Annotated in this window: 11 protein-coding genes; 8 read left to right on the top strand and 3 right to left on the bottom strand. The window is 61.3% G+C overall.

All coding sequences use genetic code 11. The annotated features are described in order from the left end of the window. A partial coding sequence (locus HCZ87_RS18150; protein ID WP_167646085.1) for a phosphoenolpyruvate carboxykinase (ATP) occupies nucleotides 1-706 on the bottom strand: 706 nt, incomplete at its 3' end. A gap of 364 nt (nucleotides 707-1,070) precedes the next feature. On the opposite strand from HCZ87_RS18150, the gene HCZ87_RS18155 reads away from it, so the two are divergent. The 7 genes from HCZ87_RS18155 to HCZ87_RS18185 are packed head-to-tail and all read left to right on the top strand — an operon-like array spanning nucleotide 1,071 to nucleotide 6,511. After that, the gene (locus tag HCZ87_RS18155; protein ID WP_167646088.1) at nucleotides 1,071-1,772 is read left to right on the top strand and encodes a response regulator transcription factor; all 702 of its coding nucleotides are present in this window, start codon (nucleotides 1,071-1,073) and stop codon (nucleotides 1,770-1,772) included. 38 nt (nucleotides 1,773-1,810) lie between these two features. Then, nucleotides 1,811-3,547, top strand: a complete 1,737-nt coding sequence (locus HCZ87_RS18160; RefSeq protein WP_167646090.1) for a sensor histidine kinase — start codon at nucleotides 1,811-1,813, stop codon at nucleotides 3,545-3,547. 4 nt (nucleotides 3,548-3,551) lie between these two features. Continuing rightward, complete coding sequence (locus HCZ87_RS18165; RefSeq protein ID WP_167646092.1) at nucleotides 3,552-3,998, top strand: HPr kinase/phosphorylase; 447 nt, start codon at nucleotides 3,552-3,554, stop codon at nucleotides 3,996-3,998. Continuing rightward, entirely contained in the window at nucleotides 3,979-4,884 is a 906-nt protein-coding gene (gene rapZ, locus HCZ87_RS18170) for an RNase adapter RapZ (protein WP_167646094.1), read from the top strand. Before HCZ87_RS18165 ends, rapZ begins: the two co-directional genes overlap by 20 nt. 12 nt (nucleotides 4,885-4,896) lie before the next feature. Then, a complete protein-coding gene (locus HCZ87_RS18175) occupies nucleotides 4,897-5,304 on the top strand; it encodes a PTS sugar transporter subunit IIA (RefSeq protein ID WP_167646096.1) in 408 nt (135 codons plus the stop codon). Beyond that, nucleotides 5,305-5,574, top strand: coding sequence for an HPr family phosphocarrier protein (locus tag HCZ87_RS18180; RefSeq protein ID WP_005619863.1), 270 nt, complete (start codon nucleotides 5,305-5,307; stop codon nucleotides 5,572-5,574). 37 nt (nucleotides 5,575-5,611) lie between these two features. Beyond that, nucleotides 5,612-6,511: a lysophospholipid acyltransferase family protein gene (locus HCZ87_RS18185; RefSeq protein ID WP_368484142.1), complete on the top strand. Its 900-nt coding sequence runs from the start codon at nucleotides 5,612-5,614 to the stop codon at nucleotides 6,509-6,511. A 202-nt stretch (nucleotides 6,512-6,713) separates the two neighbouring features. Here the strand turns inward: HCZ87_RS18185 and HCZ87_RS18190 are convergent, their stop codons facing one another. Next, a complete protein-coding gene (locus HCZ87_RS18190; protein WP_167646101.1) occupies nucleotides 6,714-7,589 on the bottom strand; it encodes a 3-hydroxybutyryl-CoA dehydrogenase in 876 nt (291 codons plus the stop codon). 166 nt (nucleotides 7,590-7,755) lie between these two features. On the opposite strand from HCZ87_RS18190, the gene HCZ87_RS18195 reads away from it, so the two are divergent. Then, nucleotides 7,756-8,580: a DUF6473 family protein gene (locus HCZ87_RS18195; RefSeq protein WP_175582316.1), complete on the top strand. Its 825-nt coding sequence runs from the start codon at nucleotides 7,756-7,758 to the stop codon at nucleotides 8,578-8,580. Between the two features lie 112 nt (nucleotides 8,581-8,692). Here HCZ87_RS18195 and HCZ87_RS18200 read toward each other — a convergent pair. Then, on the bottom strand, nucleotides 8,693-8,995 hold a 303-nt coding region (locus HCZ87_RS18200; protein ID WP_217701975.1), incomplete at its 5' end, for an electron transfer flavoprotein subunit alpha/FixB family protein.

The raw sequence follows: 8,995 nt of genomic DNA on the forward strand, positions 1-8,995 counted from the left end.
AGAACACGGCGGTGTCCACGGGGTTGCCCTTGGCGTGGTTGGCCGAACAGTGCATCGGCATGATGCCTTTTTCGGGCAAGAGGTAGTTCAGCAGGGTGAAGACGGATTTCTTGTTCTCGCCCGCATATTCGGTGCCGCCGATCAGGATGATCTTCTTGTCGAAGTTCAGCGCGATGACGGTTTCGGATTTGCAGTCATGCTTGGCCGGGTCGGCCTGGAAGCTGGGGCAGTTGATGATGGTGAAATCGGCCAGGAAGCCTTCGAGATCTTCGCGATCCGGGCGACGCAGCAGGTGGCGGATGAACAGGCTGTGCCAGGCCAGCTCGGTGATCATGCGCACGTTGATCGCATGCACCGGGTCGGCGCCGCCGATCAGATCCTGCACGAAGTAATCGCGGCCCTTCATGTGCTCCAGCATATCGGCATAAAGCGCGTCAAAGCCTTCGGGGCTCATTTCGGCGTTGTTTTCCCACCAGATGCTGTCGGCAACAGAGGCGGTTTTTACAACATGTTTGTCCTTGGGGGAGCGGCCGGTGAACTTGCCGGTGGTTACCAGCAAAGAGCCGCCCTTACCCAGGGTGCCTTCGCTGCGGCTCAGGGCTGCTTCGACCAGCGCTGGCTCCATGAGGTTGTAATAGACATTGCCCAGACCCTCTATTCCCTGATCCTCAAGCCGGAATTGCGGGTTTACCCGTCCAGATGTCATCTCTTGTCTCTCCTGGGTGGCGGCCTTGGCAAATATGCAGTGGGCCGCATGGAACTATCGCTGCGCCAAAGGGCACCGGAGTGGAATTTAACACTCCTGAGCGGGTCTTAACATGAGGGTTTGTGACATGAACAGGTCGGTTTGCAGGAGTTAGCGCCACCAGACAAACCTTTAGCGCAACCACATGTTTCGCATAGGCGTCATCTCCGCTTCAAACGGCTGTCTTTAACGATTGCTAAGACATTTTTGCGTCAATGGGCGTCAAGATTTTGCCCGATTCGTTAATCGGGGATTGATTCGACGCGTCTTCCAAGCGACAAAGGGCGTAAAATAAGCAAATAATGAGCAGATAAGGGCGAATTCGATGTCAAAGATTGCTTTGGTCGATGACGACAGGAACATCCTGACCTCGGTGTCAATGACGCTGGAGGCCGAGGGGTTCGAGGTCGAGACCTATAACGACGGGCAGGCCGCGCTGGATGCGTTCAACAAGCGACTGCCGGATATGGCAGTGTTGGATATCAAGATGCCGCGCATGGACGGGATGGATCTGTTGCAACGGCTGCGGCAGAAATCCCAGATGCCGGTGATCTTCCTCACCTCCAAGGATGACGAGATCGACGAGGTGCTGGGCCTGCGCATGGGGGCCGACGACTACGTCAAGAAACCGTTCTCGCAGCGGCTTCTGGTCGAGCGGATCCGGGCCCTACTGCGCCGTCAGGAGGCCGTGGCCACCGATGAGGTCGGCACCGCGCCTGAAACCAAAGTGATGGAACGGGGCCAGCTGCGGATGGATCCGCTGCGCCACGCGGTCAGCTGGAAAGGTCAGGACGTGTCGCTCACGGTGACCGAATTCCTGCTGTTGCAGGCGCTGGCGCAACGCCCCGGTTTTGTCAAAAGCCGCGATCAGCTGATGGATGTGGCCTATGATGATCAGGTCTATGTCGACGACCGGACCATCGACAGCCATATCAAACGGTTGCGCAAGAAGATGCGCAGCACCGATCCTGAGTTCGCGGCGATCGAGACCCTTTACGGGATCGGCTACCGCTATAACGAAGAATAAGTGCCCCAAAACGGGCACTTTGGCGGAGATATGCGTGCATGCGCGATACTGGCATGACGGAAACGCACGGGCATAGGGACCGGGAGCGCCGCGGTGACGGGGATCTCGTCCTGGGCGACGATTGGGTCGCACCGGAACAGACCGTGGGCCGCGAGATGCGGGCCAAACGCGCGCGGCGTGGGCTGTTCACCCTGCGCAGCTCGCCGCTGACCCGCAAGATCATCACCTTCAACCTGATTGCGCTGATCATTCTGGTATCGGGGATTCTCTATCTGAATTCCTCGCGCCAGAGCCTGGTCTATCAGCGCCTGGGCACGCTGGTCTCCGAGGCGATGCTGGCGGCGGATGCCTTTGAGGCGCAATTGCCGGCGGAAACCGAGGCGGACCTGGCCTCGGAAGACGGGCGCGCGCTGCGTCAAACCCTGGAAAACCTGTCGCTGCGCGGCGGGGTCGAGGTGTTCATATTTGACCCCTCCCTGCGGCTGCTGGATCAGGAACAGGGGGTCGAGCGCGCCGATGTTCTGAACCGGCTGAATGAAAACGATCAGGGTCGGACCTTGATCACCGACGGGCTGACGGCGGTGTTGTCGGCGGTGGGCGGCGGTGACCGTCGCAGTGCCACAACCGAGCACACCAAGATTTCCGCACAGCAGCTGGGCGGTCTGGTCCAGCAGGCGCTGGCGGGTGAAGTGCAGGTCGGTGCGGTGCCCGATACCGCCGGCGGGACGGTCTATGCGGCGGCGGCGCCCATTCAGCATCGCGGCGATATCGCGGGCGTGTTGGTGATGACCTCCGCCACCGGAGAGATCGACCGGCTGGTGCGCAGCGAACGCGAACGCGTGCTTCAGATGTTCTTTGTCGCGCTTCTGGTGTCGGTGGGGCTGAGCCTGGTCCTGGCCTCCACCATCGCCAATCCACTGGCCGATCTGGCAGAGGCCGCGGAACTGGGCAAGGATCGCGACAACGACAAGGTCAAACCGGGCCGAATTCGCATTCCTGACCTCTCCGCGCGCCCGGATGAGATCGGTCGATTGAGCCGCGCGCTGCGTGGTATGGTAAAAGCGCTATATAATCGTATCGATAGTAACGAACAATTTGCAGCTGATGTGGCACATGAGATCAAGAACCCTCTGGCCAGCTTGCAGTCTGCGGTCGGCACGCTGCGCATGGTTTACCGGGAAGACCAGCGGGAGAAGCTGATGGAAGTGATTGAACATGATGTGCGCCGTCTTGATCGATTGGTGAGTGATATCTCCAACGCGTCGCGGCTGGATGCCGAACTGGTGAAGGAGGACGAGGAGGACTTCGACCTGCTGACCATGCTGGGCAACCTCAACCAGTATCTGGGCGAGGACGCGCGCGCCAAGGGCATCGACTATATCGCCGAACTCCCCGAGGAGCCGATTACCATCCGGGGCCTGGAGGCCCGGCTGGCGCAGGTCTTTGTCAATCTCATCACCAATGCGATTTCCTTCTGCGAAGAGGGCGACGCCATCCGCGTCTGGGCGCGGCGCCGTGACAATCGCGTGCTTGTGGTGGTCGAGGACACCGGCCCCGGCATTCCCGACCAAGCGCTGTCAAAGATCTTCACGCGGTTCTATTCGCAACGCCCGGACGAGCATTTCGGCAATAACTCCGGGCTTGGTCTGGCGATTTCGAAACAGATCGTCGAAGCCCATGGCGGTGTGATCTGGGCCGAGAACATTCGCCCCACCGAAGCGGATCTGACCTCCGAGCCGCTGGGCGCGCGTTTCGTGGTTGGCCTGCCGGTGTAACCCGATGGCGCATCCCGCCGCCCCGTGCCAGATCGAACACGCCAGCTGCGTCGCGCTCAACGAGCGCGGCGTTCTCATTTTGGGGCCGTCGGGCAGTGGAAAATCAGCGCTGGCGCTGGAGCTGATGGCGCGGGGGGCGCAGCTGGTGGCCGATGACCGCACCGAGATCTGGCGCGAGCAGGATCAGCTCTGGGCGCGCGCGCCCGAGGCGATTGCGGGGCTGATCGAGGCGCGTGGGGTCGGCCTTCTGCGCGCCAAAGCCGTGGCGCAGGTACAACTCCACGTGATTGTGGATCTGGCGCAGCTTGAAACAGAGCGGCTTCCGCGCCACGTAACCCAACAGATCCTGGGCCTTTCCCTGCCCAGGCTGAACCGTGTGGAGGCGGGGTTTTTCCCCGCCGCGCTGATCCAATATCTGAAAGGTGGAGCCCTTGACCCCGACGCAGGCTGATCGCAGTGCCGCGCATGTCCCCTCGCCAGGTCGTGCGCCGGTGGTTCTGGTGACCGGGCCCTCGGGCGCCGGACGCACCACGGCGATCAACGTGCTCGAAGATCTCGGTTTTGAGGCGATTGACAACCTGCCGCTGCGGCTGGTGCCTGCCCTGGTCGAGGCGGGCGGCGCGGATCGCCCGCTGGTGCTGGGGCTGGATCCACGCAACCGTGACTTTTCCACCGGGGCGCTGGTGGATGTGATCGAACTGCTGTCGGCGCGTCAGGATATCGAGGCGACGGTGCTCTATCTCGATGCGGCGGCAGAGGTGTTGTTGCGGCGATTTTCCGAGACCCGCCGCCGCCACCCGCTGGCCCCCGCCGAGAGCCCGGAGCTGGGCGTTGCGCGCGAGCTGGATCTGCTGCGCCCGGTGCGGGACCGCGCCGATATGATGATCGACACCTCGGAGCTGAACGTGCATCAGCTGCGCGCCGAAGTGGAGCGGCTGTTTGCGCCAAAGGGTCGCATGCTGGCGGTGGCGCTGCATAGTTTTTCCTACAAGCGCGGCATTCCGCGCAATGTGGATATGGTGTTTGACTGCCGCTTTCTGGCCAACCCCTATTGGGAGCCGGCGCTGCGCCAGTTTGATGGCCGGGATCCTGAGGTGCAGGCCTATGTGATGGGCGATGCGCGGTTTCAGGGTTTCTTTGACCGGGTGATGGACATGGCGCAGTTCCTGCTTCCTGCCTATCGCGAGGAGGGGAAATCGCATTTTTCCATCGCCTTTGGCTGTACCGGCGGGCAACACCGTTCCGTCACTTTGGCGGAAACCATGGCGAAGGCCCTTGCGCAGGGCGGTCAGCAAGTGTCAATTAGACACCGCGAGCTGCTGGGCCAGCAACTATAGTGAGAGAACCGCTTGATCGGGATCGTGATCGTTGCACATGGCGGATTGGCCCAGGAATATGTGGCCGCCGTCGAACATGTCGTCGGGCATCAGCCCGCGCTGATGGCCATTGCCATCGGCCCAGATGACGACCGCGGGGCAAAGCAGCAAGAGATCTGCGATGCGGCGGATTCCGTTGATGCCGGCGATGGGGTGGTGCTGGTCACCGATTTGTTTGGCGGCAGCCCGTCGAACCTGAGCCTGCGGGCCTGTGCCCCGGCGGATCGACGTATCCTTTATGGCGCCAATCTTCCAATGTTGATCAAGCTGGCAAAGTCCCGCCATCTGCCGGTGGCGGATGCGGCGCGCGATGCCATGGAAGCCGGGCGTAAATATATCAATGCTCAAAATGTAAAACCTCAAGAAGGTGCGGCGGAATAAATGGCTCGAAAGACGCTCAAAATTGTGAATGAAAAGGGCCTGCACGCCCGGGCCTCGGCCAAGCTGGTTGAGGTGGTCGAAGGGTTTGATGCCTCCGCCGAGGTGATCAAGGACGGCATGTCGGCCTCTGGCGACAGTATTATGGGGCTTTTGATGTTGGCAGCCTCCAAAGGAACGACTATTGACGTCGAGACCTCCGGACCAGACGCAGATGCGCTGGCCTCTGCCGTGGAAGCCCTGGTGGCTGACAAATTCGGCGAGGGCTACTAGTCTGGCGAAACGCTCCAAATAGACGGGACGGGTGAAAGTGGCTGACACCGCGCATAACAACAACTCCGGCCTCGCGCCGAAGGATACCCAGGATGGCACCACCGGCGAGATCTATGATCGACGCACGCTGACCTATGCCAATTCCTTTGATGATCGCTGGACCTCGCTGGTGATCCGCACGCTGGAGTGGCTGACCGGCAAGTTCAAAATCCTGCGCATGGTGTCGAAGTTCGAAAAGCAGAACGCCGACTACCGGGGCAACAAGTTCTGGCGCGGCGCGCTGAATGTCATGGGCATCGACCTGCTGACGCCGCCGGAGCAGATCGCCAATATTCCTGAAGAGGGCCCCGTTGTCGTGGTGGCCAACCACCCGCATGGGATGGTGGACGGGATGATCTTTGCGGATCTGATCGGTCGCCGGCGGCTGGATTATCGCATCCTGACGCGCTCGGTTCTGACGGGGCTGGATGAGGCTGCGACCTCCTTCATGATCCCGGTGCCGTTTCCGCATGACCCGGAGGCGCAACGCAAGATGGTGGAGATGCGCGCCAAGGCGATGGCGCATCTGAAGGAGGGCGGCGTTGTGGCGCTGTTTCCCTCCGGTGTGGTGATGTCCTCTGACAGCTGGTTCGGCTCCCCGGTGGAGCGCGAATGGAGCGCCTTTACCGCGCAGTTGATCCGCCGTTCCGGCGCGCGGGTGGTGCCGATGTTCTTTCCGGGACGCAATTCGCGGGCCTATCAGATCGCCTGTCAGGTCTCGCCGACCCTGCGGCAGGGGTTGCTGCTGCATGAGATCGTGCGGTCGTGCAACAAGCCGCAGGCGCCGATCGTGGGGGAGCCGCTGACCGACGCCCAGATGGAGCGGCTGCATACCGATCCGCGTGGATTTATGGCCTGGCTGCGCGAGCACACGCTGAACCTCGGCGCAAAGGAGTGATCGGGGGCTCGGCTTCTGAGTCACCAAAGCAGCAGCCCCGGCGCCCTCATCTCCAGATCCCTGCCTGGCAGGCGGCCCCGCCTCCCGCAAGACAAATAGCGGTGTCCACTCCTGTCGGAGCGGAGCCTCCGCGATTTATCTTGCAGGCGGCATGCCCGCCCGCCTGTCCGTGCTCAGGCGATGAGGGCTCCGAAGCAGCGGCTCAGCGGGTGGGGACGGGCTCTTCGCCGCGATAGTCGTAGAAGCCGCGTTGGGTTTTGCGGCCGAGCCAGCCGGCTTCGACATATTTGGTCAAGAGCGGGCAGGGGCGATATTTGGTATCGGCCAGACCGTCGTGCAGCACGTTCATGATCGCAAGGCAGGTGTCCAGCCCGATGAAATCCGCCAGTTCCAGCGGCCCCATCGGATGGTTGGCGCCCAGCTTCATCGATTCGTCGATGGAGCGCACGCTGCCGACGCCCTCATAGAGCGTATAGACCGCCTCGTTGATCATTGGCATCAGGATGCGGTTGACGATGAAGGCGGGGAAATCCTCGGCGCTGGCGGCGGTCTTGCCGAGCTTTTCCACCACCGCCTGGCAGGTCTGGAAGGTGTCTTCGTCGGTGGCAATGCCGCGGATGAGCTCCACCAGCTGCATCACCGGCACCGGATTCATGAAGTGAAAGCCCATGAAGCGCTCTGGCCGGTCGGTGCGGCTGGCGAGTCGGGTGATCGAGATCGACGAGGTGTTGGAGGTGAGAATCGTATGCGGCAGCAAATGTGGCAGCAAATCCTCGAAAATTGCTTGCTTTACCGTCTCACGCTCGGTGGCGGCCTCGATGACCAGATCGGTTTTTGCCACATCCGACAGGGACAGGGTTGTGGAAATACGCCCCATGGTGGCCTCGACCTCAGCCTCTGTGATCTTGCCGCGGCTGGCCTGGCGGGCGAGGTTCTGCTGGACCTGTGACAGCGCGCTGTCCAGCGCCTGTTGGCTTATGTCATTGAGAACAACATTAAAACCGGCCAGGGCCATAACATGGGCGATGCCGTTGCCCATCTGTCCTGCACCGATAACACCGACTTTGTTCACGTCCATGATGAGGGCCTTTCCTTGTGCCTGCGCCGGGATACTACCGGTTTCGCAAGCGCAGAAACAAGGCTGATCCGGCAAGATCGGAAGCGTTTTCAACAAAATGGTCAATTAGCAGTTTGGAAAGATTCCGGCGGCAGTATGGCCATTGGGTGAAAATGTGGTGGAAAAAATGAGTTATGAACTCAAGAGCGCCGACGTGCTCGTGGGCGAGTTATGCAGCTACGGCGACTCACGGCTGCGGGTCAGGGGCCCCAAGCGGGACCTGAGTGGCCCCTATATCAGTTTTCTGGGTGGCACCGAAGTATTTGGTCGTTTTGTCGAGCGGCCCTTTCCGCAGGGGGTGGAAGGGCAGCTTGGTCTGGCCTGTGTGAACCTTGGGTGCATCAATGCGGGTGTGGACGCCTTTGTGCATGATGAAAGCCTGCTGGAGGTCGCCGCCGGAAGCGATCTGACCATTCTCCAGGTCATGGGCGCGCAGAATTTGACCAATAGTTTCTACAAGGTGCATCCGCGTCGCAATGATCGGTTTCTGCGTCCGTATGATGCGTTGACGCATCTGTTCCCTGAGGTGGATTTTACCGATTTCCACTTCAACAAACATCTTCTGACGTCGCTCAAATCCGTGTCCGAGGACCGGTTCGCGCGGGTGCAGGCGGATCTGCAAGATGTCTGGGTGACCCGTATGGGGCGGCTGATTGACGGGTTGAACGGGCGCGTGGTGCTGTTGTGGCTGCGCTATGACATGGGCGTGCCGGAGACGCTTGGCCCGTCGCCGACCCTGGTGGATTCGGCCATGGTCGACGTGCTGCGCCCCAGCGTGTCGGATGTGATCGAACTGGACGTGACCACAGCCGGGCAGGTTCAGGATACGCGGGGCATGATTTTTGGCCCGACGGATCTGCCGGTCGCGCAGTTGATGCTGGGGCCGAGGGAGCACGACCGGATCGCCGAGGCGGTGGCAGCGCGTTTGCTGGGCCTCCTTGCGGCGGCCTGAGTGCGCCCTGCTGTCATGGCGGCAGGGCCCGCAACGCAAGCGACGGCCAGAATAGAAAAGAGCCCGCGCAATGCACGGGCTCTCTTTTGTTGTGCAAGGGGTGCCCCCTAGCTCAGCCGAGTTTCTCGGTCAGGGCCGGGACAACCTCGAAGAGGTCGGCAACCAGGCCGAAATCCGCAACCTGGAAGATCGGGGCTTCTTCGTCCTTGTTGATGGCGACGATGATCTTGGAGTCCTTCATGCCCGCAAGGTGCTGGATCGCGCCGGAGATGCCGATGGCAACATAGAGATCCGGGGCAACCACCTTGCCGGTCTGACCCACCTGCCAGTCGTTCGGCGCAAAGCCCGAATCGACGGCGGCGCGGGAGGCACCAACGGCAGCGCCGAGCTTGTCGGCCAGCGCTTCGATGATCTT

Source organism: Phaeobacter sp. HF9A (genome assembly GCF_011806385.1).
Lineage (GTDB): Bacteria > Pseudomonadota > Alphaproteobacteria > Rhodobacterales > Rhodobacteraceae > Epibacterium.